Here is a 25,282-nt window from a genome sequence, read left to right as displayed (position 1 = left end):
GAGGAGCATCGCACCGCGCATTCCCTGCCCGACATGGAGGTCGCCGTGCCGGGCGACGGTCGCGGAACGGTCGCGGAACGGTCGAGGACGGCCGACATCGCCACGGGGACGATCGCCGCCGCCCCCTTCCCCACCAGCGTGTGTGCCGGTCGAGAAAGGGGCGGCGGTCTTCCCGCGAAGCGGCCCTCAGATGTCCCGGAAGATCTCGATCTGCGCGCCGACCGAGTTGAGTCGTTCCGCCAGGTCCTCGTAGCCGCGGTTGATCACGTACACGTTGCGCAGGACCGACGTGCCCTCGGCCGCCATCATGGCCAGTAGGACGACCACCGCCGGGCGCAGCGCGGGCGGGCACATCATCTCGGCCGCCCGCCAGCGGGTCGGGCCCTCGACCAGGACGCGGTGCGGGTCGAGGAGTTGGAGGCGGCCGCCGAGGCGGTTGAGGTCCGTGAGGTAGATCGCGCGGTTGTCGTAGACCCAGTCGTGGATCAGGGTCTTGCCCTGGGCCATCGCCGCGATCGCCGCGAAGAACGGAACGTTGTCGATGTTGAGGCCGGGGAACGGCATCGGGTGGATCTTGTCGATCGGCGCCTCCAGCTTCGAGGGACGCACCGTCAGGTCCACCAGCCGCGTGCGGCCGTTGTCCGCCGGGTACTCGGCCGTCAGGTCGTGGTCGAGGCCCATCTCCTCCAGTACGGCGAGCTCGATCTCCAGGAACTCGATGGGCACCCGGCGGATCGTCAGCTGCGACTCGGTGACGACCGCGGCGGCGATCAGGCTCATCGCCTCGACCGGGTCCTCGGAGGGCGAGTAGTCGACGTCCACGTCGATCGACGGCACGCCGTGCACGGTCAGCGTCGTGGTGCCGATGCCCTCGACGCGTACGCCCAGGGCCTCCAGGAAGAAGCACAGGTCCTGGACCATGTAGTTCGAGGACGCGTTGCGGATGACGGTGCTGCCGTCGTGGCGGGCCGCCGCGAGCAGGGCGTTCTCCGTGACGGTGTCTCCGCGTTCGGTCAGGACGATGGGCCGGTCCGGGTTGACCGTGCGGTCGACCTGCGCGTGGTAGAGCCCCTCGGTCGCGGCGATGTCCAGGCCGAAGCGGCGCAGCGCGATCATGTGCGGCTCGATCGTGCGCGTGCCGAGGTCGCAGCCGCCCGCGTACGGCAGCTGGAAGGAGTCCATGCGGTGCAGCAGCGGCCCCATGAACATGATGATGGAGCGGGTGCGGCGGGCCGCGTCCGCGTCGATGGCCTCCATGTCGAGGTCGGCGGGCGGCACGATCTCCAGGTCGACGCCGTCGTTGATCCAGCGGGTGCGGACACCGATGGAGTTCAGGACTTCGAGGAGGCGGTAGACCTCTTCGATGCGGGCGACGCGGCGCAGTACGGTGCGGCCCTTGTTGAGGAGGGAGCCGCAGAGCAGCGCGACGCAGGCGTTCTTGGACGTCTTGACGTCGATCGAGCCGGAGAGCCGGCGGCCGCCGACCACGCGCAGGTGCATGGGTCCGGCGTAGCCGAGGGAGACGATCTCACTGTCGAGGGCTTCACCGATGCGGGCGATCATCTCAAGGCTGATGTTCTGATTGCCCCGCTCGATGCGGTTCACGGCGCTCTGGCTGGTGGCCAGCGCCTCGGCGAGCTGCGTCTGTGTCCAGCCCCGATGCTGTCTGGCGTCGCGGATGAGCTTACCGATGCGTACGAGGTAGTCGTCTGCCATAACTCTTAGGCTATATCACCTATGAGATAAGTTCCGAACTGGGGTGCTCCGTTCGGGTGAACCCGCGTGTCGCGCCACTGGCGAACCGGCGGTTGCGGGCCGCACGGGAGGCCGCAGGGCGCGAAAGCGCGGCGCACGGCCGTCCGGACGCGATCCCACAGCACAGGAATACCCGAACACACCCGCGGATCGATCATCGACCCGCGGGTGTCGCGCCCGCAACCGGAACCGGAACGTCCGGCTCGTGTTCTGGAAGCAACCGGACGGCCAGGGGTGGAACGCTCCCGGTCAGTGCTCCTTGCGCCGCTTCGTCGAGGTCTTCCGCCAGCCGAAAGGCCCCGGCAGGTCCATCGAGGTCGTGCGCCGGCCCGTACTGCTGTGGGTCTGGCGCGGCCCGTGGCTGCCGCCGCCGGTCGTGACGGACCACGAATGACGGTTGATGTTCAGCCGTACTCCCGGCAGGATCCGGAAGCTCTTACGGAACGTGATCGACATGACGCCTCCCTCTTTCCCGTCCTTGCCCCCGTGTTGCCGCTGCCGGCCGGATCATGTGCGCCGATCCCGCCCGGGTGTGACGAGGCGTCACGTGCTCGGCGGTTGCGGTGATCCGTTCGCGGCGGAGACCCGCACGAACGCCGACGTCCCGTCCTTGTTGAGTCTCAGGATCGGCACCGCCTTGCGCAGGGGGCTGCCGTCGTCGCCGAAGACGATGAAGCCACTGGCCCCGGCCAGCTTGTGGAAGTCCCGCATCTGCTGGAACATCCGGGCCACCTCGGCCCCGCTGATGTGTCCCTGGCCGTCGTCCGCGAGCGAGGCGCCCTCCTCGGCGGTCAGCACGGCGTCGTGCGCCATCATCGCCTGCCCGTCGTCACGCCGGTCGGTCGGGAACCAGCGCGCCAGCTCGCCCCCGGGGCCGAACGCCACGGCCGCCTTGGCGTCCACCACGCGTCCCTGCTCCTTCCGGTACATGTCGGGGTGGGCGAGCCCGGTGTACAGGACGGGGATGCCGTCCGACGCCGCATCGCGCAGTCTCTCGACCGTCAGGTTGGTGGTGTCGTCACCAGTCATCACGGTGAAGCCGTCCCAGTCGCAGGATCGGCTCGCGAGCGCGTCGAGGAAGCGTGTGAGATGGATGCCGCGGCCCGCGAAGTAGACCAACTGCGGCTTCGTGGCGCAGAGATTGCTGGTGATCTCCGTGAGTTCCCGCTCCCAGGAACTCAGCGACGAGTCGTACGTCATGGTGGGCTTCGGACGGATCATGGTGTGGTGTGCGTCGGGAAACGCGGCTCTGAACGCCTTGCCCAGCGTGGCCGCGTAGAGGTTCCCCTGCGCGGCGTCCTGCACCACCACCGCCGTCGGGTACGCCGTGCCCGACGTCTTGAGGTACGCGGCGGCGGCGCGCGCCTCGTCGCTGTTGGTCGGTGTCACCCGGACGAAGTTCTTGATGTTCTTGATGTTGTCCGCGGTCATCGTGGACGCGACGAGCGCGAGCCGGTGGCGGGACAGCTCGCGGATCGCGGCGAGGTTCGCCGCTGTGCTCGGGCCGAGGCCGGTGACCGCCACCAGGCGGTCCGCTTTCGTCCGGGCGACCAGTTCGTCCACGGTGTGCCGCCACTGCGCCGACTGCGTACCGGTGTTGGCGATCAGCAGCCGTACCGGGGGAGCCTTGCGCGCGTCGCCCCTGTTGTGCCGGTACTGCGCGAGGTAGGCGCCCTCCAGTTCGTGGCGCACCGACTCGTCGGAGTTGCTGTCGTCCCCGGTCAGCGTCAGCGTCGTCATGTACGCGATGGAGACGTAGTCGCCGCCGGCTTCCTTGGCGACCCGGTCGTTCTCCGCCTTGATCTTCGCCTCGACGTCGCCCAGGTGGTGGGCGAAGACGTACGAGCCGTCCGTCACCCCCACGCACTCGTTCGCGGGGCCCTGCTTGCGTACGCCGTCGGCGCACCGTTCTCCTGCCTGCCGGGCCCACGACACGGTGAAGTACCCGCCGAAGGCGAGCGCCGTCGCGAGGACCACCGACAGCACGATCCGCCGCACCACGTGCAGCGGCCACTCGATGCGTACCATCACGCTCTCACGTCCCTCCGCCCCAGCTCTGGGGATGCTGCCAGTACCGGTACCGCTCGGCCTCGTTGAGGAGTGGCACGATGTCGTCCCCGCGCAGGTGCGCCAGTTGGGAGTAGGCGTCGGCGACCGGTCCGCTCAGCCGCATGCCCGGGTCCGCCAGCGGGTCGCTCCACAGCCAGCGGGCCGCGACCAGCCCCCGGATCACCGTCGCGGTGTCCATCGCGGCCACCGGGCGCCCCTGTGAGGCGAGGCGCTCGATCAGCTCCAGCGGGCCCGCGTCCGCCGGCAGCCGGTTGGGCGCCGCCGTCACCGTTTCCAGGTCGGCGATCCACCGGGCCGAGGGCCGGTCGGCGAACCGGGCGTTCAGCGCGTCGGCGACCCGGTCGACCTCTCCCGTCGCGAGCAGGTGGTACAGCTCCTGGAGCGGGCGGTCCCGTGCCCCGTAGTGCTCCGCGAGCCGCCGGTGCGCGCGGTCCCAGTCGTCCGGCCGCTCAGCCAACTGCCATAGCAGCAGCCGCCGCAGCCACGGATGCAGGGCGGGGGCGAGGCTCGCGGGATCGAGCAGCCAGCGGGCGCGGACCTCCGCGAACAGCGCGTCGCCGTGGCCGAGCACCTGTGCGCCGGCCGACAGGTCGAGGGCGGCGGCGGACTCCGCGAGCCGTCTCTGCTCGCCCGCGCTGAGGCCCCGCAGCAGGTGTCCGACCGCCACGTCGGCCAGGCGCTGCGTACGGTCGCCGGCGCGCAGTGGACGCGTGGGCAGTGAACGCAGCCACCGGTCCTGCCCGTCCCCGCCCCGCGCGGGCGCCCCCGACTGCCCGAGTACGTCGATGACTTGCTGCACCGCGCGGGGCAGCCCGCCGGTGAGCCGGTGGACGAACGGCGTGAGCCGCGTGTACGGGGCGAGTTCGGGCACCCCGCCGAACCGCAGCTCGATGCGGATGCGCACCTCGTCCAGGCTGAGATCGCGCAGCCGCAGCGGGTACCACCAGGTGTCCTCGCTGTCCCGGGTGGGCCGGTACTCGCGCCAGTCGGCGAGCGACGCGCGGTCCGGGCCGCGCAACCGCCACGGCCAGGTGTCGCCGCTGGCCGGACCCCAGCGAGGCAGCCACCGGTTCGCACTCGCGACGACGGTGAGCGGATCGCACGGGCTGTTGGTCAGCACGGTGTCGTCGTGCCGTGCGCGCAGCAGCAGGTCCAGGAAGCGGCGGCCGTAGGGGGTGTGCGTGTTGTCGAGCAGCAGCAGGTACGAGCGCGGCATGAAGTTGCGGCCGCAGGTGCGCCGCAGGTCCTCCAGGAACGCCGAGAACAGGAGCCGGTCGAGCCGCTCCCGGTCGGCCGCGTCGCCCTCGTGGCGCCACCGGTTGATCTCCACCAGTGCGTCCCAGCCGTTGGTCCGCCACGTCAGGGGATGGTCGCCGAACCAGTGTGCGCTGCTGGAGAGTTTGCCGGTCAGCCGTTTCCTGCCGTGCCGTACGGCGTCGGCGACGAGCTTCAGCGCCAGGCTGGAGACACCGTCCGGCAGCCCGAGCGCGCCGGCGCCCACGTCCAGGAAGGCGGACAGGTAGTCGCCGTCGTAGCGGTCCTCGTTGTCCTCCTGGAACCGGTCCACCTGCCGGCGCACGGCCCGTCGGCCGTCGGCGAGGTCGCGGATGCGCAGGTCCTCGTCCGACGCGAGCAGCCCCAGTGTCAGCAGGGGGAACCTGGCCCGCCCGTAGCGGCGTGCCTTCTGTCCCATCTGGCGCGCGATCAGGGCCAGCGCGTAGCGCGGCAGCAGCGAGTGGTCGCCGCCGAAGTTCACGTACGCGAAGGGCTGCTCCTCGCCGAAGCGGTCGAGCAGCGCGCCGTGCGCCTGGCTCGCGCCGGAGCCTCGCGGGCCGAGAAGCATAGTGACGGGCCGGTCCTCGCCCGGTTGCAGCGCCAGGCACTCCTCGACGAGTGACAGGATGCCGCTGCGTCCCCGCAGGCCGAGTCCCATGCCGGGTTCCACGTGTCGCCCACTTCCTTCCCCCGAGAGGTTGTGCGCGTGACTGACCACCGTAGAGCGGCAGTTGGCAAAAGGCAGTAGGGGTGACCCGATCGTCATCCATCTGTGGCACGAGCCGGTCAATACTCGGTGTTCGATGGCTTTGGTCTAGTCCAATCTATTGACGCCGTGCGCACCATGTCCGATTCTGAGCTGCGTTCGCAGGCTCCCCTCCACCTCATCGGGAGATCCGCCCATGAAGCGTCTACGTGCCCTCTTCGGCGGCGTGGCAGCGGTCGCGCTCGCCGGCGCGGGCCTTGCCATGGCATCGCCGACGGCCTTCGGCTCGGCCGCCGCCCCCCACAACGCCACCTCCGTGCAGGCCACCGGCGCGTCCACCGCGCAGGCCGCCGCACTCAGCAACCGGTGGTACGCCGCCGCGCCGTACCTGATGCCGCTCGACAACACCCCGCCGAGTGCCACCGCCATCATGGACGCCTCCGGACTCAAGGCGTTCCAGCTGGCGTTCATCCTCGCCCCCAACGGTGGCGGATGCTCACCGACGTGGGGCGGCACCGCGCCCGTGTCGGGCGACACCTCCGTCGCCTCGACCATCAGCGCGATCCGCGCCAAGGGCGGCGACGTGTCCGTCTCCATCGGCGGGTACGGCGGCACGAAGCTCGGCCAGGCATGCGCCGACTCCGCGTCGACGGCCGCCGCCTACCAGCAGGTCATCACGAAGTACCAACTGCACGCGATCGACTTCGACCTGGAGGAGCCGGAGTACGAGAACACCGCGGCGGTCGCCCACGAGATCGGCGCGGCCAAGATCCTCCAGCAGAACAACCCCGGCCTGTACGTCTCCGTGACCACGGCGGGCACCGCGGCGGGCACCGGCTGGTTCGGGCAGCAGATGCTGAACGAGGCCAAGTCGCAGGGCTTCACGCCGAACAACTTCTCCATCATGCCGTTCGACGGCGGCTTCAGCGGCGCCGCGTCGCAGACCGCGGCGCTCACCGCGTTCAACAAGCTGCTCCAGACCACCTTCGGCTGGAACGAGGCCACCGCGTACGCGCACGAGGGCTTCTCCGGCATGAACGGACGCAGCGACACCGGGGAGATCTTCACCCAGTCCGACTTCCAGAGCGTGCTCGACTACGCGACGAGCCACGGCATGGACCGCTTCACCTTCTGGTCGCTCAACCGCGACCGGCAGTGCTCGCCGCCCGACAACAACGGCACCACCTCCGGCACCTGCAGCAGTGTGCCGCAGTCGGCCTGGGACTTCGCCAAGTACTCGGTGCAGTTCGCCGGCGCGACCCCGCCCAGCACCCCGCCGACCGACCCGCCCACCACTCCGCCCACCGACCCGGGCAGCTGTGCGGCGGCCGCGTGGAGCGCCACGAGTGTCTACACCGCGGGCAACGAGGTCACGTACAACGGCCATACCTGGAAGGCCAAGTGGTGGACGCAGAACGAGCAGCCCGGGAGCACCGGTGAGTGGGGAGCCTGGCAGGACGAGGGTTCCTGCTGACCCTGCCTCACGAGCGTGACGCACGACGAGTGCACGGTGCCCCGGACGCGGTAGGCGTCCGGGGCACCGTGCGCCGCGCCGCCCGCGCTCAGTGTGCGAGCACGCCCCCGCGGGTCCGCGCCGTCAGCACCTGCTGCTGCGCGAGCAGGACGACACCGAAATACAGCAGGACCGAGACCGAACCCAGTCCCGCGGACACCGTCGCGTCGATCAGGAAGTGCTGTCCGATGCTGACGATCCACAGCAGGCCCGTCAGCCAGGTCCCCTGCCGCATGACCTGGCCGCCCCTCCCGCTCAGCCGTACCGTGAACGCGCGCACCGCCGCGAGGCCCACTCCGATCAGGAGGCTCACCAGCAGCATCGCCGCGTCGTGCCCCGACAGCGGGTGGTGCCGGAGGTAGGAGAGGGTCTCGACCGCGCCCACCACGACCAGGATCAGGCCGATGCGCGACTTCTCCTTCAGCGGGCGCTCGGTGAGCTGCCGTACCAGCAGCCACACGAGGACGACCGCGCTGACGGCGAGGTTGGCGAGCGACGCGTTGTCCATGACGGCCGGACCCTTCTGCGGGAGACACGCCCGGAGCCGCGTGCCCGGGCGGAGCGAGTGGCACGTCTCCCACCGTGCCCGCACGGCGGGAGACGCGGATCAGCCGCCGGGGTGGAGATAAGGGTGGAGACCTCGGGAGCCGGGACCGGGACAGGGCCCGGCACCCGCATCATGGAGTGGTGCGAATCGAGATCACGCGCGGCCTCGCGCCCGGCGCGTACCGCGAGGGGCTCGACGCGGCCCGCGTCCGCAGGATGCTCCTCGCCGGCCTCGCCATCGGAGTCGCGGCCTTCGTCCAGGCCGCCACGGCCCGGCCGTCCGGCGGTGCCACCGTGCTGTTCTACGTACTGCTCGCGCTGTGGGCGGCGGTCACGGCGATCCGGCACCGGCTGCTGCCGCCCTGGCCGGGCGCGGCGTGGACAGCCCTGTTCGTCGGCGGCGCGGTCATCGCGGGCCTCAGCGCCTCCGGAGCCTCGGGGCCGACGTTCCTGGCCGGCGCCGGCCTGTTCCTGCTGACGTCCGCCATCGAGGTCGGCATCGCCTGGATCGCCTGGACGATCGTCGCGGCGACCGCCGGCTGTGGCCTGGCGCACGCCCTGTCCGGCCAGGGCGTGGACACCATCACGTCGGTGCTGGTCTCCACCGTGATCGGCGGCGGTTTCGGCGTGCTCGCGCGGCTGTCCGGACTCGACCGGCGCACACAGCGCGGGGCGGCCGAACGCCGGGCCGAGAAGGCGGTCCTGGAGGAACGCGCCAGGATCGCGCGGGACATCCACGACGTGCTCGCCCACTCGCTCGGCGGCCTCGTCATCCAACTCGACGCACTGGAGGCGGTGAGCACGGCGCGCGGCGCCGACGAGGACGTCCTTGCCCGGGTGCGCGGCGCACGGGGGATGGCCGCGGACGGGCTCGTGGCCGCCAAACGGGCCGTCGACGCGCTGCGCAGGCTCCCGGCGGGCATCGACGCGGCGCTCGCCGAAATCGCCGGCGGTGTGCGCGCGCTCGGGATGACCGTCGCCGTGGACGTACGGGGTGATCCGGCGCGGGTGCCCGCCCCGGTCGCCGAGGTCCTCGCGTCCGTCACGGTCGAGACGCTGACCAACGCCCGCAAGCACGCCCCCCACGCGCCCGTGACGGTCGTGCTGGACGTGGGCCGGGACGCCGCCCTCCTGCACGTCACCAACCCGGTGCCCGCCGTGGCCGGGGTCCCGCCCGTGCCCTCGGGGGGCCACGGCGTCACCGGGATGCGGGAGAGGGCGGAGCTCGTCGGTGGCACACTCGACGCGCGGGAATCGGACGGAGTGTGGAGTGTGGAATGCCGGGTGCCCTATGAGTGAGCGACCTGTTCGGGTCGTCGTGGCCGACGACCAGGCCGCCGTGCGCGACGGCCTCGTGACCATCCTCGAACACGAGCCGGAGATCGAGGTCGTCGGCACCGCGGCGGACGGCGCGCAGACGGTCGAGCTGGCCCGGCGCCTGGCCCCGGCCGTGGTCCTGATGGACCTGCGGATGCCGGGAGTCGACGGTGTCGAGGCGACCCGCACGATCGCGGGCCTGGCCCCGCCGGTGCCGGCCGTGCTCGTGCTGACCACGTACGCCGACGACGCGTCCATCGTGGGCGCGCTGCGTGCCGGTGCGGCCGGCTACCTGACCAAGAGCGCGGGCCGCGCCCAGATCGTCTCCGCGATCACCGCCACCGCCGACGGGCACCGGACGTTCGCGCCCGAGATCGCGACGGTCATGATGCGCGGGCTCTCCGCCCGTACCGCCCTCGAACGCGTCGCCGCCGACCACGCGTTGACGGTGCAGGAGACCCGGGTGCTCGAACTGATCACGGAACGCAAGGGCAACCGGGCTGTCGCCGAAGCGTTGTTCGTCTCCGTGGCGACGGTGAAGACCCACGTCAACAACCTGTTCGGCAAGCTCGGGGTGGCCAGCCGGGCCCAGGCCGCGGAGCTGGTGGAACGGGCCGGGGACACGGGTGGCTGACATGGCGCGAGACGTCTGACGGTACGTCAAGCACCGTTCCTGCGGGACGCCTTGGGCGCACGTACGGCCCGCTGCCCCGCAACGGCCGCCGGTCACGAACTCGCGGGTGCGGCCTCCCCGGGTGCGGCCTTCCCGGGCGCGTCGGCGCTTGTCGGCACGGTCGAGCGGCGCAGGTCCCGCGTGGCGGCCCCCACCAGTACGACGGCGCCCACGCACAGCAGCCCGCCGGCGACCAGAGCCACCGCGCCCGACGAGGCCTGGGCCACGAGACCGCCGCGCAGATTGCCGAGATCCGGCCCGGCCTGCCCGACGATCTGCTCGGCCGCACCGACCCGCCCGAGCAACTCCCGCGGGGTGTGTGCCTGGACGACGGTGCTGCGGCACACCACGGCGACGGTGTCGGCCGCGCCCGCCACGGCCAGCAGCGCCAGACCCGACCACGGATTCGTCACCAGGCCGAACAGCGCCAGTGCGGCGCCCCAGGTGGCCGATCCCGCGAGCATCACGGCGCCGGGACGGGGGAAGCGCGTGAAGGTCCCGGAGAAGAGGGACGCGGTGACCCCGCCCACCGCCACCGAGGTGAGGAACAGTCCGAGGGTGCGCGGATCGCCCCCGAACCGTTGCGCATTGATCAGCGGGAAGAGGCTGACCGGCATGCACAGTACGGTGGCCGCCAGGTCCGTGAGCAGCGCCCCGCGCACGGCGGGTGTACGGAGGAGGAACGCCAGCCCGTCGCGTGTCCCGCGCAGTCCCGGTGCCGCGGCCGACTGCCCCGGCCTCATCCGGGGCAGGCCGAGCGCGCCGTAGAAGGCCGCGGCGAAGGTGGCCGCGTCGACGGCGTAGCAGGCACCGGCCCCCGGGCCGCCCAGGATCACTCCGGCCACGGCGGGACCGGTCAGCAGGGCGGCCTGGAAAGCGATCTGGCGCAGCGCGAGACCGGCGGCCAACTGGTGCGGGGGGAGCAGGCTCGGGATGAAGGTACGGGTCGCGGGACCGGAGCCCGCCACGAAGCAGGACTGCACGGCGAGGAGGGCCAGGAGTCCGGCGGGCGGCAGCCGCGTGCCGAAGCCCTGCACGGCGAGCAGCAGCGCGCAGCCGAGTTGCCCGCCGGTCATCACCAGGTAGAAGGTCCGCCGGTCCACCCGGTCCACGAGCGATCCGGCGAACAGCCCGAGGACGACGACCGGCAGCGCCTGCGCCAGGCCGACGGTCCCGGTCCACGCGGTGCTCCCGGTCTCCTGCCACACCTGGAACATCACGGCGACGACCGTCATCTGGCCGCCGAATCCGGAGAGCGCCTGCCCGGCCCACAGTCGCCGAAAGCGCGGTGACGTCCTCAGCGGTGAGACGTCGAGCAGCGCGTGCCTCACTCCCACCGGGGATCCTCGGCCAGTTTCCCGGCGATCCGGTCGTGGAAGCTCCTGCGTTCCAGGGCGCGTTCGATGTCGGTGACGACACGGCTGAGCGGGTAGGGGATCTCGGCCTCCAGGTCGGCGAGCGCCGCCTCCGTGGCCCGCCATTCCGCCGCCAGCCGGCCGACGACGGCGCGTGCGCTGTCCGTCAGCTCCACCTTCTTGCTCCGTGCGTCGTCACCGGGCACGGTGCGCACCCAGCCGGCGGTGCGCAGGGCGGCCACCTTCTGGCTGAGCGCCGAGTGGGTCCTGCCGACCGACTCCGCGAGTTCCGTGATGGTCATCGGGCCGCGCGCGTGGAGCCGCAGCAACTCCATCACGTAACTGGGCCTGATCCCCTCGACGCGCGCCTCGGTGTAGATCCGGGCGATGTCCGCGTCCATCGAGGCCTGGAGCAGCCGCAACGGCCGCCAGAGACTTTCGGCGCTGGGATCACCCGGGGTGCTGTCGTCGGTCATGGCATCATCGTAACAGTGCTTATATAAGTGCTGTCATATCAGGGTTGCCACGGGTATCTCAGGCCCTCTCCCGTCGGGCGAAGGCGTGGAAGTCGAACGGCGGCCGGCCGGTGAGCCGCCTGACCGTGTCGGTGGTGCGGTCCTCGGCCCCGCCGGCGATGTCGCGGTCCATGCCGGCGAGCATCGAGGCGTAGGCGGCGGGCAGACCGGTGGCCGGCCGGTCGCGCAACTGCTCGTAGGTCAGCCTCCGGTGGACGACGGTCCGGCCCGTGACACGGCTGAGCGCGGCGGCGACATCGTCGTAATCAGCGCCTGTCGGGCCGGTGATGACCAGATCGCCGTCGGGGGAGCGGACGTCGGTCAGTGCGTGCGCGCCGACCGCGGCGATGCCCCCGGCCTCGACGAAGCCGACGCGGCCCTCGCCGGTCGCCGTCAGGATGGACGGGGCCTGCCGAGCTCACGAGTCCGCTCGCGCCCGGCGGCAGCGACCCCTGACCCACGTTCCCTGGTCCTTCTCGGTGGCGACGGCGGAGGCGGAGAGGAGGGTCGCGGCGGCGAGGCTGCCCCAGAGGGCGGCCGAACCGCGGGCGGCGAGAGCGGTGACGATCGCCGGGGAGACGGCGAGGCCGAAGCCCGTGGAGAGCTGGAAGCGGGTGAGGGCGCGTCCGAGGACGTGGGCCGGGGCGAGGGCGGTGACGAGCGCGGTGGCGCTGCCGGCATAGATGATCTCGCCGACGGTGCAGATCACGGACACCGTGGCGACGGCGGGCGCGCCCCAGCCGTGTCCCAGTGAGGTGGCCGCGAGGAAGCCGAGGTAGGACGCGGCCAGCACCACGCCGGAGAGGGCCAGCACGGTCCGCCGGGAGAAGCGGGACAGGAAGACGGTGACCGGAACTTGCAGGGTGACCACCAGCACCGTGTTGGCCACGAAAATGGCCCCCGACCACACCGGGGATGCGTGCATCCGCTCCACCAGGACGAGGGGAAGCGCGATTTCGGGGATGTTGAGGCAGAAGACGTAGATCACATTGGCAGCCAGCAGCACGCGCATCCGGGGTGCGGGCTCGTCCTCCCGGTCCTTGGCCGCGGCAGCGGCCGGATACGCGCGCAGATGGACCGACCATGCAAAGGCCGCCGCGGCGAGGTAGGCGAGGCCGGTGACGGTTGCCAGCGCCTGCAGCGCGGTGGTGCCGCCCGCCAGGCATGCGGTGGCCAGGAGTCCGCCGGCGCCCATGCCGGCGTTGCGCAGCGCACGGCCCCCCGCGAGAGCGGCGTCGCGTTCGCGGCCGTGGGCGAGCGTGGCCACCAGGGCCGCATGGGCGGCCGGCCATGCCTGGTTCCCGATGCCGAGGAAGAGTGCCGCCGCCGTGAACAGCCACGGGTGCCCCGCCGGGGTGGCCAGCAGTAGCGCCACTCCCAGCACCCGAACCAGCATCGACGCGGCCACGACCGTGCTGCGCGCGCCCCGGTCCAGCCATCGCCCCACCGCGGGCATGCAGACGAGAGCCACGACGCTGCCTGCCGTCATGGCGATGCCGGTGGCCGACACGGACAACTTCAGTACCGTCAGCCCGTAGAGGAGCAGGAAGGGACGCAGCAAGCCGGTGCCGAGCGCGTCCACGGCCAGGGCGACGGCATAGCGGGGGCCTCCGGAGGCACGGAGGAGAGCGCGCGGCTGGATCTTGGTGGTGGTTGCCATGGCGCCAACGGTGCGTTCGGCCGCCGGGTCAGGGTGCGTCGGTTGACGGACACCGTCAATCGACGCGGTCGTCGGCCGTGCGGCCGTCGATGATGAGGGGATGACGTTGAGAATCGCCATCGCCGGTCCGCCGTCGGGGCAACTGCGTTTCGCCGCCTCCCCGCTGGCCGAACTGACCGCGATGCTGCACGTGCTGGCCGAACCCGCGCATCACCCGCAACTCGCCGGGTGGGCCGGGGACGTCTGGGCCGGGCTGCGGCCGGAACTGGCCGAACGGCTCAGGGAGGCGGAGTTCCTCTGGCGTTCCTCACGAGCCGACTTCCTGGTCCCCGCTCGTCCCCGGCCTACCCTCGCCGAGGAGCTGGACGATGTGGACCGGATCGACGACGAAACGTATGTGACCGCCGCGCTCATCACCACGTGCGGCAGCAACCGGGTCCACTTCGCCGGGCCGTCGCCGCTCGCCGACGCGACGGCGCGCGAGCGGGCCCTGGATCTGGCCCAGGCCCGCGGCGCGCTCCAAGAGGCCTTCGCGGAACGGCTGCTCGCGGACCCGGCCGCCGTGCGGGCGCGGGTGCGTCACACCCTCGAACAGTGCGCCGAGGCCTTCTTCGACGCGGCCTGGACGGGCGTCGCCGTGCGACTCGCCACCGATCTGCGCCTGAAGAACGACCTGCTGAAGCGCCAGGGCATCGGGGCGGCGCTCGCATCGGTCTCCGGCGCCGTCACCCTGGCACCGGACGGCGACTGCATCATCGTGGACAAGCTCCAGGACAGGTCGGCCACCGCCCACGGCACCGGGGTCACGTTCCTGCCCAGCGTCTTCGGCCGCCCGCACCTGGTGGCGGTCCACGCGCCCGGGTGGCACCCGGTGGTGCAGTACCCCGTGGCCGAGGCGAGTCCACAGGAGCCGATATCGCTGGAAACCGTCACGCTCCGGCTGGAGGCGCTCGCGCATCCGGTACGGCTGCGGCTGCTGCGCACCCTGGCCCGCGGCCCGCACACCACCGGTGAACTGGCCGACGCCTGGGAACTCTCACCCCCGGAAGTCTCCCGCCACCTCGCGGTCCTGCGCCGCGCGGGCCTGCTCACGACCCGGCGTCACGGTCGCTACGTCCAGTACACCCTGCGTCTGTCCGATCTGACGGCGCTCGGGCCGGACCTGCTGGCGGCCGTACTGCGCTGAGCGGCCTCGGTCCACCGGGACACGGGCGACCGCCGCCTTCGCGACATCGTCCGATCCGGCAGGCGCCGTGCCGTACCGGCGCGACCGCCTGCCGCCGCACTCTGGGCGGCCCGGGCTGCGCACTGGCCGCACCGTCCGGCGACCACCCCGAGGCGGCGCGCGGTCGTGAGCCGGGCAGCGAGGCCCAGCCGGTGGTGGCTCGCCCCCGCCCTCGATCAGCTCTCCCGGTCCGCGTCGCCCAGGGAAGAAGGACGCTCCGATCCCGTACGGCCCGGTGGCCCGGCGTGTGCCGTAGCCGAACCGACCGTGTTCGCTGCCGGGCGCCTCGACGGGATGACGGCGGACAGCGGCGGTCCGCGCATGACCCTCGCGCGGTCATGTACTAGAGTTATCTCGACATCGAGATACTTATAGAAGACGTACCGCGGCCTGCAACAAGGTAAGGCGACCCTAAGTAAGTCTTACCTTAGCGGATCGGTGACGACTCGTGGCGGCAGCATGGCGGTAGTACGCGCACATCAAGAAGGAGACTGTCGTGTCGGCCAACAGTTTCGACGCCCGCAGCACGCTGCACGTGGGCGACGAGTCGTACGAGATCTTCCGGCTGGACAAGGTCGAGGGCGCAGCTCGCCTCCCTTACAGCCTGAAGGTGCTGCTGGAGAACCTGCTGCGCACCGAGGACGGTGCGAACATCACCGCGGACCACATCCGCGCGATCGGCGGCTGGGACTCACAGGCCCAGCCCAGCCAGGAGATCCAGTTCACGCCCGCCCGTGTGATCATGCAGGACTTCACCGGTGTGCCGTGTGTCGTCGACCTCGCCACCATGCGCGAGGCCGTCAAGGAGCTGGGCGGTGACCCGGCGAAGATCAACCCGCTGGCCCCCGCCGAGCTGGTCATCGACCACTCCGTGATCGCCGACAAGTTCGGTACGGCGCAGTCGTTCGCGCAGAACGTCGAGCTGGAGTACGGCCGCAACCGCGAGCGCTACCAGTTCCTGCGCTGGGGCCAGACGGCGTTCGACGAGTTCAAGGTCGTCCCGCCCGGCACCGGCATCGTGCACCAGGTCAACATCGAGCACCTGGCCCGTACGGTCATGGTCCGCGGCGGCCAGGCGTACCCCGACACCCTCGTCGGCACGGACTCGCACACGACCATGGTCAACGGCCTGGGCGTGCTCGGCTGGGGCGTCGGCGGCATCGAGGCCGAGGCCGCGATGCTCGGGCAGCCCGTGTCGATGCTCATCCCGCGCGTCGTCGGCTTCAAGCTCACCGGTGAGCTGCCCGCCGGCACCACCGCGACGGACCTCGTCCTCACCATCACCGAGATGCTGCGCAAGCACGGTGTGGTCGGCAAGTTCGTCGAGTTCTACGGCGAGGGCGTCGCGGCCACCACGCTCGCGAACCGCGCCACCATCGGCAACATGTCGCCGGAGTTCGGCTCCACGGCCGCGATCTTCCCGATCGACTCCGAGACCATCAACTACCTCAAGCTGACCGGCCGCAGCGAGCAGCAGCTCGCGCTGGTCGAGACGTACGCCAAGGAGCAGGGCCTCTGGCTCGACCCGGCGGCCGAGCCCGACTTCTCCGAGAAGCTGGAGCTCGACCTCGCCACGGTCGTCCCGTCCATCGCCGGCCCGAAGCGCCCGCAGGACCGGATCGTCCTCTCCGAGGCCAAGGAGACCTTCGCCCACGACGTGCGCAACTACGTCGCCGACGACGAGGAGGCCGGCAAGGAGTCCTTCCCGGCCTCGGACGCGCCGGCCGCGCACAACGGCGTTCCCACGAAGCCGACCGTCGTCACCGCCGAGGACGGCTCGACCTACGAGATCGACCACGGCGCCGTCACGGTCGCCGCGATCACGTCCTGCACCAACACCTCGAACCCGAACGTGATGGTCGCCGCCGCGCTCGTCGCGAAGAAGGCCGTCGAGAAGGGCCTGTCCCGCAAGCCGTGGGTCAAGACCACGCTCGCGCCCGGGTCCAAGGTCGTCATGGACTACTACGACCGCGCGGGCCTGACGCCGTACCTCGACAAGATGGGCTTCAACCTCGTCGGGTACGGCTGCACCACCTGCATCGGCAACTCCGGCCCGCTGCCGGAGGAGATCTCCAAGGCCGTCAACGAGGCCGACCTCGCGGTCGCCGCGGTGCTCTCCGGCAACCGCAACTTCGAGGGTCGGATCAACCCGGACGTCAAGATGAACTACCTGGCGTCCCCGCCGCTGGTCGTGGCCTACGCCATCGCGGGTTCCATGAAGGTGGACATCACCCGCGACGCGCTCGGTACCGACCGGGACGGCAAGCCGGTCCACCTCGCGGACATCTGGCCGACGGAGGCCGAGGTCAACGAGGTCATCGCGGCCGCCATCGGCCAGGACATGTTCAAGGAGTCCTACAAGGACGTCTTCGCGGGGGACGAGCAGTGGACCTCGCTGCCGATCCCGACGGGTGACACCTTCGAGTGGGACGCCGAGTCGACCTACGTCCGCAAGCCCCCTTACTTCGAGGGCATGGCGCACGACCCGTCCCCCGTCGAGGACATCAGCGGCGCCCGCGTGCTCGCCAAGCTGGGCGACTCGGTCACCACCGACCACATCTCCCCGGCCGGTGCGATCAAGGCCGACACCCCGGCCGGCAAGTACCTGACGGAACACGGCATCCAGCGCCGTGACTTCAACTCCTACGGCTCGCGCCGCGGCAACCACGAAGTCATGATCCGCGGTACGTTCGCCAACATCCGCCTGCGCAACCAGATCGCGCCGGGCACCGAGGGCGGCTACACGCGCGACTTCACGAAGGCGGACGCCCCCGTCTCCTTCATCTACGACGCCTCGCGCAACTACATCGACCAGGGCACCCCGCTGGTCGTCCTCGCGGGCAAGGAGTACGGCTCCGGCTCGTCCCGCGACTGGGCGGCCAAGGGCACCGCGCTGCTCGGTGTGAAGGCCGTCATCGCCGAGTCGTACGAGCGCATCCACCGCTCGAACCTGATCGGCATGGGCGTCCTCCCGCTGCAGTTCCCGGAGGGCCAGAGCGCCCAGGCGCTCGGCCTGACGGGCGAGGAGACCTTCTCGTTCGCGGGCGTCACGGCCCTGAACGACGGCATCCCGGCTACGGTCAAGGTCACCACGGACACGGGCGTCGAGTTCGACGCGGTCCTGCGCATCGACACCCCCGGAGAGGCCGACTACTACCGCAACGGCGGCATCCTCCAGTACGTGCTGCGCAGCCTGCTCCGCAAGTAACGGGCGACGGCCGTAGGGCCGTTGAACGGAAAGGCGCCCCCGCACCGGTGAGTGCGGGGGCGCCTTTCCGTGGGCGCGGGGCGCCGGGAGGAAGGGCTCGGAGCGGTGGCGTGCGGCACCCGGCGGGGACGCGTCGGCGGGGCCCGCCGACCGCCGGCCGGAGGGCGTCCGCCGATCCGGCCCGCGCGAAGGTCATCGCCTGTAGACATCGCTTGTAGACATCGAGCGTAAACTGTTTGTATGACGAACGTACCTCCCGCCCAGGACGCCCCGCCGGCCCCGGCCCACCGCTTCCTCGTGCCGGGGCTCGTGTTCATGGGGATGGTGGTCGCGGTCGTCAGCAGCCTCGGCGCGCCCCTCATACCGACCATCGCGCAGACCGACCACATCTCGGTCAACGACGCCCAGTGGGCGCTGACCGTCACCTTCCTGATGGCCGCCGTCGCCACACCGCTGACCGGGCGGCTCGGGGACGGTCCGCACCGCCGTCGCGTCATCATCGTCTCGCTCGTCGCCGTGACCCTGGGCGCCGTGCTCGCGGCACTGCCGCTCGGCTTCACCTTCCTGCTGGTCGGCAGGGCCATGCAGGGCATCGGTCTCGGTCTGACGCCGCTCGGCATCACCGCGGTGCGGGACGCCCTGCCGGTGGAGCGCTCACGACCGGCCGCGGCCGTCCTGTCCGTCACGACGGTCGCGGGCGTCGGGCTGGGTTACCCGATCACCGGGCTCGTCGCCCAGTTCGGCGGGCTGCACGCGGCGTTCTGGTTCGGTGCCGTCGTCAGCGCGCTCGGGCTCGTCGTGGCCGCCGTCGTCGTACCGTCCTCCGCGCACCGTCCCCCTCGCCCGGTGGACCTGCCCGGCGCGGTCCTGCTCGGTGCCGCGCTCGTGGGCCTCCTGCTCTCCCTCAGCGAGGGCGAGAGCTGGGGCTGGACGTCACCGCTGCTGTTCTCGGTCGTCGGCGGCTCGGTCCTCGTGCTCGCCGGCTGGGTCGTACGGGAACTGCTCGCGGCGCACCCGCTGGTCGACCTGCGGCTGCTGCGCCGCCCCACCGTCCTGACCGCCGACGTCACCGCGCTGCTCGCGGGCGTCGGGATGTACCTGCTCATCTCCCTGGTGACGCGGTTCGTCCAGACACCCGTGAGCAGCGGGTACGGGCTCGGTGCCTCCGTCTTCGTCGCGGGCCTGGTCCTGGTGCCGTTCTCGGCCGCGAGCGTCGTCTCGACCCGGATCACCCGCAGCCTCGTCACCCGGATACCCGCCGGTGCGGCGCTCGCCCTCGGCGCGGTCGTGATGCTGCTGTCCATGGTGATGTTCAGCTACGCCCGGGGCGCCATGGTGGAGGTGCTGGTCGTGATGGCCCTCGCGGGCCTCGGCGTCGGCGCCATCTTCGCGGTGATGCCGGGCCTCATCGTGGGCTCCGTGCCGCCGCAGGAGACGGGCAGCGCCACCAGCTTCAACCAGGTCATCCGCTACATCGGTTACGCCGCCGGCAGTACTCTGAGCGCCGTGGTGCTCGAAACCCACACCGCCCCGGGCCAGTCCCTGCCGAGCGGCGGTGGTTACACCGACGCGGGGCTCATCGCCTGTGCGATGTGGGTTGCCACCGCCGTCGCCGCCTTCCTGCTGCCGAAGGTGCGCTCGCGCACGGCAGCCGGCTCCCCGGCGGCCGCGGGCTCCGTGGCCACCTCGGACGCCGTCGCCCGCACCTCGGAACGGCGTGTCCGGCAGGCGGCGGCCGACCGCGTCCTGGCCGACGAGGGACTCGCCGACGCCGTCCCCGCGACCCCCGAGGTCCCCCTGGCCGAGGGGGCTCGCTCCGGCGGCGCCGCGCCCGCGCCGTACGACACGATCGAGGACTGACACCGCCATGCCGAAGCCCCCGCGAGCAGCGCCCGCAGCCGACGGCCCGTCCGCCGCCGAGCCCCCCGCGCCCGGCCGGGGCGCCCCGCGCCGCCGGGACGCGGCCGCGAGCAGGGAGCGGCTGCTGCGGGCCGCGGGGGAGCTGTTCGGGGAGCGGGGCTACGACCGCACCACCGCCCGTGACATCGGCGACCTGGCGGGTGTTGATCCCGCCATGATCGCCCGCTATTTCGGCGGGAAGGCCCAGCTGTTCGTGGCCGTGCTGCGTGCCGAGAGCCATGCGGAGACCTTCGCCGACCTCTTCGACGCGGACCGGCTCGCGGGTCTGATCAGCCGCTTCGACCGGCAGGGGCCCGGCCCGGTCGCGCAGGTGGCCGTACGTCCCTACGACGACGCCGCCGCGCACGAGGCGGCCGCCGCGGAGCTGGAGCGCCGCATCGTGGGGCCGCTGCGGGACCGGTTCGTGCAGGAGGGCGACGACCAGGCCGAGTTGCGCGCGGAACTGCTGACGGCCGCCTTCGTCGGCGTCGTACTGGCCCGTCGTACGGGCACGTTGGGGCACCTCGCGGCCGCGGAGCCTGACGCGTTGCTCCCGTTGGTCCGCCGGCTCCTGGACTGACACCGGGGGAGGAGGCTCGGTTGACGGGCGCTCGCGGGCGGCCGACGTCGCGAAAGCCGTCGCGGCCCCGGCCCGGCGCACGGCAGCGGGCGCGACGCGAGCCCTTCGAGCGGGGACGGCGCTGACCGTGCGCGTACGGCGCGGACCCGTACGGCGCGGACCCGTGCCGCCTGGGCCCGTGCGACGCGCACGCATACGCAGCGGGCCCGTGCGGCGCCGGGCCCGCTGTGGCGGTCCGTGACCGCCGTGGGTCAGGATGTGCGGTGACGGCGGCCGCTGACGCACCACGCCCACACCACGCAGGCGATACCGATCAGCGCGAGAACCGCGCACATCACCGTGTACGTCCCCTGGAACACCATGGCACGCCCCCTGGGTGCGAGAAGCCGGTGGAACCCTGTGAAGCTTCCGGCGCGTGGGCCGGTGGCTCCATTGTCCCCTCTTACGGGCCCCGTGTCCCCACTGTTCAGCGCTCCACACCTGCGATCCCGGTCATGCTGCTGAGCGTTCACCCCGCGTTCAGCGGACCGAACCCTGCGCTCGGTGGTGGCCGGCGCTCGACCGGCACCCCGTGCGGGCGCCGCGCGCCGCTGCCGTCCGCCGCCGAGAGCCGAGAGGAGAGGCCGGGGGAGTCGTCGCTTGCGGCCCTTTCCGCGTCGGCTCCTGGTGCGCGCTCCGTGGTCCCGGGCCGGGCCGCCGGGGTCCGCGCACGGACCGGCGTGATCGGTGTCCGGGCTGATGGGAGGGGTCGAGTGGCCTTTCCCCGGCCCCCGGGAGCGCCCGTCGCGTGCGGCCCCCGGCGGTGGGCGGCGCCGCACCCGGGAACCCGCACGAGGACGGAACCGGTCGCTTTTCCGGTCAATTCCCGGTCGCGAAGCGGACCGTAATTCCCGTCGCCGAAATGTCCCGGAAGGAAGCCGTCCGCAGTCGACGGGAGAGCCCTTCGGTACGCAGATGCCCGCTTCTTTCCCTTTCTCTCCGTCCGGGCACGCTTTGGCGGTGCTTTGGGTGTGCTGTGCGATGATTTGACCTGTCGGCGAGCGTTCGGCATACCGTCCGGGGGCCCGTTGCCGGACGGGCGTCCGAGGCCCGGCCGGGACCCCAGGGTCCGCGCGTGTCAAGGGTGTTGCAGGCGGAAAATGCGCCGGAACGGGTAATTCCGTTGTTGTTGTGCGCTGAATCGTTCGGCAATGTGCCCACATTTCCGCGAGGTCTCAAATAGGGAAAGACTGCCGTCCAAGTTGGGTTTCGATCTTGCTCACCCGGCGGGAAGTGGACTATACCTGTCGGCGTCCGCCCTGGAGTTTTTCCTGTTGCAGACCGGACCAGGGGGAGACGAACGGGAGGGCTCTGCCCGTATCTGCTGGGCAGGCCGCACCGTTCTCACAGTGATCCGTACGCGACCATTCACCATCACGCAGTACCAACCACGCAGCACGACCAGCTTCGTATACCCGCGGTGGCGGGGCCTTCGCCTCAGACGAGAAGGACGGCCGGCCGGCACACCGCCTGAGTCCTGTAGAAGGCGAGGACTTGAGCATGGGATCCACCTCCGCTCAGAACGACGGGGGCCTTGGCCGCCGCGATGTGATCAAGCGGTCAGCGGCGCTCGGCCTGGTCGGCATACCGGCGGTGAGCTTCCTGAGTGCCTGCGCGAGCGGCGGCGGGAGCGACGACACCACCAAGCCGAGCAAGGCGAAGACGACGGCCAAGAACCCGCTCGGGGTGAACGCGACCAGCCCCCTCGACTTCGTCATCTTCGACGGGGGCTTCGGTACCGAGTACGCCAAGGACGCCAATGTCCTGTACAACAAGGCCTTCCCGAAGGCCAAGGTCACCCTGACGGCGACCCAGAAGATCCAGACCCAGCTCCAGCCGCGCTTCAACGGCGGCACCCCGCCGGACCTGATCGACAACTCCGGCGCCGAGCAGATGGACATGGGTGTCCTCGTCGGCCAGAAGCAACTCGCCGACCTGACGGCGCTGATGGACGCGCCGTCCTACGACGACCCGTCCAAGAAGGTCCGCGACACCCTGCGGCCCGGCGTCCTGGAGATGGGCCAGTTCAACGGCAAGCCGATGTACGTCATGAACTACGCGTACACGGTCTACGGCGTCTGGTACTCCCAGACGGCGCTCGACCGCTTCGACGCGCAGTACCCGGAGAACTGGGACGACATGCTGGCGCTGTGCGCCAAGGCCAAGAAGAAGGGCGTGGCGGGCTGGACGTACGCGGGCAAGTACCCGTACTACGTGCCCTTCTCGCTGTTCCCCTTCATCGGCAAGATCGGCGGCCGGGAGGTCCTGGACGCGATCGACAACCTGGAGCCGAACTGCTGGAAGGCGCCCGCCGTGAAGGCGGCCTTCGAGGCGTACTACGAGCTCTACGCCAAGGGGTACATCCTCAAGGGCACCCCGGGTCTCGACCACATCCAGTCGCAGACCGCGTGGACGCAGTACAAGGCGCTGTTCATCCCCAACGGCTCCTGGGTGGAGAACGAGGCGGCGAAGACCACGCCCAAGGACTTCCAGATGAAGGTCTCGGCGCCCTCCAGCCTCGACTCGAGCGACAAGATGCCGTTCGGCACCATCTGGGCGGCCGGCGGTGAGCCCTACATCGTCCCGGCGAAGGCGAAGAACCCGCTCGGTGGCATGGAGCAGCTGCGGATCATGCTCAGCGAGGGCTCCTCGCGCAACTTCACGCAGAAGGTGAAGTCGCTCAGCTCCTTCAACGGCGGCACCGACGGGCTCACGCTCACGAGCGCCCTGCAGTCCGGCGTCGACGCCTTGACGAAGGCCGGGCCGAACGTGCTCAACCCCCGCCTCCAGGACTGGTACGTCGACCTGGAGAAGCAGAAGATCGGTGTCGGCGCGCTCGGCGAGATGATGGCCGGCCGGATGACCCCGGCCGAGTGCGTCAAGAAGTGCCAGGAGTTCTCCGACGCGGCGGCCAAGGACTCGTCCATCACCCACTACAAGCACCAGTAGGGCGGAACGGACGGCCGGCGGCGCCCCGAACTCCGGGCGCCCCGGCCGTCCGCGCCGGTCACGCCTGTCGGCCGGCACACGCCCGGTCGGCACGGCGGCCCGCCATGGCGGGCCGCCGAGGATTCGGGGTCGGGAGACATGCAGCACGGCAAGTACCGGTTCATCGTGGGGTTCTTGATCGTCCCCCTGGCGTTGTACGCCATCTTCGTCATCTGGCCGTTCATCCAGTCGATCTACTACTCGTTCACCAACTGGACCGGCCTGAGCCCCCAGTTCTCGGTGACGGGGCTGGACAACTACCAACGGATGATGCACGACCCCACGTTCTGGGCGTCGCTCAGGCACAGCGTGATCTACGTGCTGGTGCTGCCCGTGGTGGTGCTGGCCATCGCGCTGTTCCTGTCGTTCATGCTGAACGTGGGCGGCCGCAGGAAGAAGGGTGCCGCGGTCTCCGGGGTCCAGGGCGCCCCGTTCTACAAGATCGTCTACTTCTTCCCGCAGGTGCTGTCCATCGCGATCGTGGCCCTGCTCTTCCAGTTCCTCTACAACCCCGACAGCGGAGCGCTCAACGCCTTCCTGAGCGCGATCGGCCTGGGCAGCGTGCAGCCGGAATGGCTGGGTGACCCCGGGCTCGCGCTGTGGTGCGTGATGGCCGTCCTGATGTGGAGCCAGGTCGGCTTCTTCGTGGTGCTGTTCTCCGCGGGCATGTCGTCCATCCCGAAGGACTTCTACGAGGCGGCCCTGCTCGACGGTGCGGGCCGCGCCACCACGTTCTTCCGGATCACGCTGCCCCTGCTGTGGGACACCGTCCAGTCCGGCTGGGTCTACATGGGCGTACTGGCGCTCGGCGCCGAGTCGTTCGCGGTCACCCAGATCATGACGGTGGGCCCCGGCGGACCCGCCGATTCCACCAACGTCCTGAGTCTGTACGTCTACCAGAAGGCGTTCCGCGACGGCCAGGCCGGTTACGCGACCGCGATCGGCGTGGCCCTCCTGATTGTCACCCTGCTGTTCGCCGGCGGGGTCCTGCGCCTGGGCCGACGCGAACGGCTGGAGTACTGATGAGCACTGACACCTCTCCCCAGCCCGCCGAGACCGTGCCGCCGCACGTCCCCGAGGCGAAGCCCGCGCCCGCTGGTGCGGGCCGTGAGAAGAAGACCGGCGGGGTGCTGAACGTCTTCTCCCACGGCATGCTGGTCATCTGGGCGATCCTGGTCGTGATGCCGCTCCTGTGGGCCGTCATGACGTCCTTCAAGGACGACAAGTCGATCTTCACATCTCCCTGGGCGCTGCCGAACCACCTGCACTTCGAGAACTGGTCGCGCGCCTGGAACCAGGCGCACATGAGCGACTACTTCCTCAACACCGTGATCGTGGTGGCGTGTTCGCTGTTCGGCACGCTGCTGCTGGGTTCGATGGCGGCGTACGTGCTGGCGCGGTTCGACTTCCCCGGCAACAGGTTCATCTACTTCCTGTTCATCGGCGGGATGAGCTTCCCCGTCATCCTCGCGCTGGTGCCGCTGTTCTACGTGATGCAGAACCTGACCCTGCTCAACACGATGCAGGGGCTGATCCTGGTCTACATCGCGTACTCGCTGCCGTTCACGGTCTTCTTCCTGACCTCCTTCTTCAAGACGTTGCCCACGTCGGTGGCGGAGGCGGCGATCATCGACGGCGCGTCCCACACGCGTACGTTCTTCCAGGTCATGCTCCCCATGGCGAAGCCCGGGCTGATCAGTGTCGGGATCTTCAACTTCCTGGGCCAGTGGAACCAGTACCTGCTGCCGACGGTGCTGAACACCAACCCCGACCACAAGGTGCTCTCGCAGGGCCTGGTCGAACTCGCCACGAGCCAGGGCTACAAGGGCGACTACTCGGGCCTGTTCGCCGGTCTGGTGATGGCGATGCTGCCGGTGCTCGCCGCGTACATCGTCTTCCAGCGCCAGGTGGTCGCCGGGCTGACCGCGGGCGCGTTGAAATAACGTCAGGCGCGGAGA

19 protein-coding genes are annotated in these 25,282 nt (G+C 70.8%); 10 read left to right on the top strand and 9 right to left on the bottom strand.

All coding sequences use genetic code 11. The annotated features are described in order from the left end of the window. Positions 1 to 186: 186 nt before the first annotated feature. The 4 genes from OG310_RS07275 to OG310_RS07260 form a co-directional block, all read right to left on the bottom strand. The gene (locus tag OG310_RS07275) at positions 187 to 1,716 is read right to left on the bottom strand and encodes a helix-turn-helix domain-containing protein (RefSeq protein WP_329455053.1); all 1,530 of its coding nucleotides are present in this window, start codon (positions 1,714 to 1,716) and stop codon (positions 187 to 189) included. Positions 1,717 to 2,004: 288 nt separating this feature from the next. After that, a complete protein-coding gene (locus OG310_RS07270) occupies positions 2,005 to 2,211 on the bottom strand; it encodes a DUF4236 domain-containing protein (protein WP_329455052.1) in 207 nt (68 codons plus the stop codon). An 87-nt stretch (positions 2,212 to 2,298) separates the two neighbouring features. Beyond that, a complete protein-coding gene (locus OG310_RS07265) occupies positions 2,299 to 3,783 on the bottom strand; it encodes an ABC transporter substrate-binding protein (protein ID WP_329460062.1) in 1,485 nt (494 codons plus the stop codon). A 7-nt stretch (positions 3,784 to 3,790) separates the two neighbouring features. Continuing rightward, complete coding sequence (locus tag OG310_RS07260; RefSeq protein ID WP_329455051.1) at positions 3,791 to 5,770, bottom strand: hypothetical protein; 1,980 nt, start codon at positions 5,768 to 5,770, stop codon at positions 3,791 to 3,793. Between the two features lie 298 nt (positions 5,771 to 6,068). Between OG310_RS07260 and OG310_RS07255 the strand changes: the two genes are divergently transcribed. Continuing rightward, on the top strand, positions 6,069 to 7,280 hold the full coding sequence (locus OG310_RS07255; protein ID WP_443078828.1) for a carbohydrate-binding protein: 1,212 nt from the start codon (positions 6,069 to 6,071) through the stop codon (positions 7,278 to 7,280). 88 nt (positions 7,281 to 7,368) lie between these two features. Here the strand turns inward: OG310_RS07255 and OG310_RS07250 are convergent, their stop codons facing one another. Next, entirely contained in the window at positions 7,369 to 7,827 is a 459-nt protein-coding gene (locus OG310_RS07250; protein ID WP_329455049.1) for a hypothetical protein, read from the bottom strand. Positions 7,828 to 8,006: 179 nt separating this feature from the next. Between OG310_RS07250 and OG310_RS07245 the strand changes: the two genes are divergently transcribed. Beyond that, positions 8,007 to 9,164, top strand: a complete 1,158-nt coding sequence (locus tag OG310_RS07245) for a sensor histidine kinase (RefSeq protein WP_329455048.1) — start codon at positions 8,007 to 8,009, stop codon at positions 9,162 to 9,164. Next, complete coding sequence (locus OG310_RS07240; protein ID WP_329455047.1) at positions 9,157 to 9,816, top strand: response regulator transcription factor; 660 nt, start codon at positions 9,157 to 9,159, stop codon at positions 9,814 to 9,816. Before OG310_RS07245 ends, OG310_RS07240 begins: the two co-directional genes overlap by 8 nt. A 92-nt stretch (positions 9,817 to 9,908) precedes the next feature. Here OG310_RS07240 and OG310_RS07235 read toward each other — a convergent pair whose 3' ends face one another. The 4 genes from OG310_RS07235 to OG310_RS07220 form a co-directional block, all read right to left on the bottom strand. After that, complete coding sequence (locus tag OG310_RS07235) at positions 9,909 to 11,192, bottom strand: MFS transporter (RefSeq protein ID WP_329455046.1); 1,284 nt, start codon at positions 11,190 to 11,192, stop codon at positions 9,909 to 9,911. After that, positions 11,183 to 11,686: a MarR family winged helix-turn-helix transcriptional regulator gene (locus OG310_RS07230; protein ID WP_329455045.1), complete on the bottom strand. Its 504-nt coding sequence runs from the start codon at positions 11,684 to 11,686 to the stop codon at positions 11,183 to 11,185. The genes OG310_RS07235 and OG310_RS07230 overlap by 10 nt, the downstream gene beginning before the upstream one ends. A gap of 58 nt (positions 11,687 to 11,744) precedes the next feature. After that, entirely contained in the window at positions 11,745 to 11,915 is a 171-nt protein-coding gene (locus tag OG310_RS38520; protein WP_443078570.1) for a hypothetical protein, read from the bottom strand. A gap of 228 nt (positions 11,916 to 12,143) precedes the next feature. Continuing rightward, positions 12,144 to 13,385 (bottom strand): MFS transporter, encoded by a 1,242-nt coding sequence (locus OG310_RS07220; protein ID WP_329455044.1) that lies wholly within the window; start codon positions 13,383 to 13,385, stop codon positions 12,144 to 12,146. A gap of 100 nt (positions 13,386 to 13,485) precedes the next feature. Between OG310_RS07220 and OG310_RS07215 the strand changes: the two genes are divergently transcribed. The 7 genes from OG310_RS07215 (at position 13,486) to OG310_RS07185 (ending at position 25,267) form a co-directional block, all read left to right on the top strand. Continuing rightward, on the top strand, positions 13,486 to 14,571 hold the full coding sequence (locus tag OG310_RS07215; RefSeq protein ID WP_329455043.1) for a helix-turn-helix domain-containing protein: 1,086 nt from the start codon (positions 13,486 to 13,488) through the stop codon (positions 14,569 to 14,571). 535 nt (positions 14,572 to 15,106) lie between these two features. Further along, entirely contained in the window at positions 15,107 to 17,818 is a 2,712-nt protein-coding gene (acnA, locus tag OG310_RS07210) for an aconitate hydratase AcnA (protein WP_329455042.1), read from the top strand. Positions 17,819 to 18,058: 240 nt separating this feature from the next. After that, positions 18,059 to 19,678 carry an MFS transporter gene (locus OG310_RS07205; RefSeq protein ID WP_329455041.1) on the top strand — a complete coding sequence of 540 codons (1,620 nt, stop codon included), beginning with the start codon at positions 18,059 to 18,061 and terminating at the stop codon, positions 19,676 to 19,678. Positions 19,679 to 19,685: 7 nt separating this feature from the next. Next, complete coding sequence (locus OG310_RS07200; protein WP_329455040.1) at positions 19,686 to 20,297, top strand: TetR/AcrR family transcriptional regulator; 612 nt, start codon at positions 19,686 to 19,688, stop codon at positions 20,295 to 20,297. Between the two features lie 1,539 nt (positions 20,298 to 21,836). Next, a complete protein-coding gene (gene ngcE, locus OG310_RS07195) occupies positions 21,837 to 23,285 on the top strand; it encodes an N-acetylglucosamine/diacetylchitobiose ABC transporter substrate-binding protein (protein WP_329455039.1) in 1,449 nt (482 codons plus the stop codon). 138 nt (positions 23,286 to 23,423) lie between these two features. Further along, complete coding sequence (locus OG310_RS07190; protein WP_329455038.1) at positions 23,424 to 24,347, top strand: carbohydrate ABC transporter permease; 924 nt, start codon at positions 23,424 to 23,426, stop codon at positions 24,345 to 24,347. Next, positions 24,347 to 25,267, top strand: coding sequence for a carbohydrate ABC transporter permease (locus OG310_RS07185; protein ID WP_443078569.1), 921 nt, complete (start codon positions 24,347 to 24,349; stop codon positions 25,265 to 25,267). Before OG310_RS07190 ends, OG310_RS07185 begins: the two co-directional genes overlap by 1 nt. The last annotated feature ends 15 nt before the right edge of the window (positions 25,268 to 25,282 follow it).

Source organism: Streptomyces sp. NBC_01497 (genome assembly GCF_036250695.1).
Lineage (GTDB): Bacteria > Actinomycetota > Actinomycetes > Streptomycetales > Streptomycetaceae > Streptomyces.
Note: the sequence above shows the minus strand (reverse complement) of the source record. Positions and strands in the feature narration are given on the sequence as shown.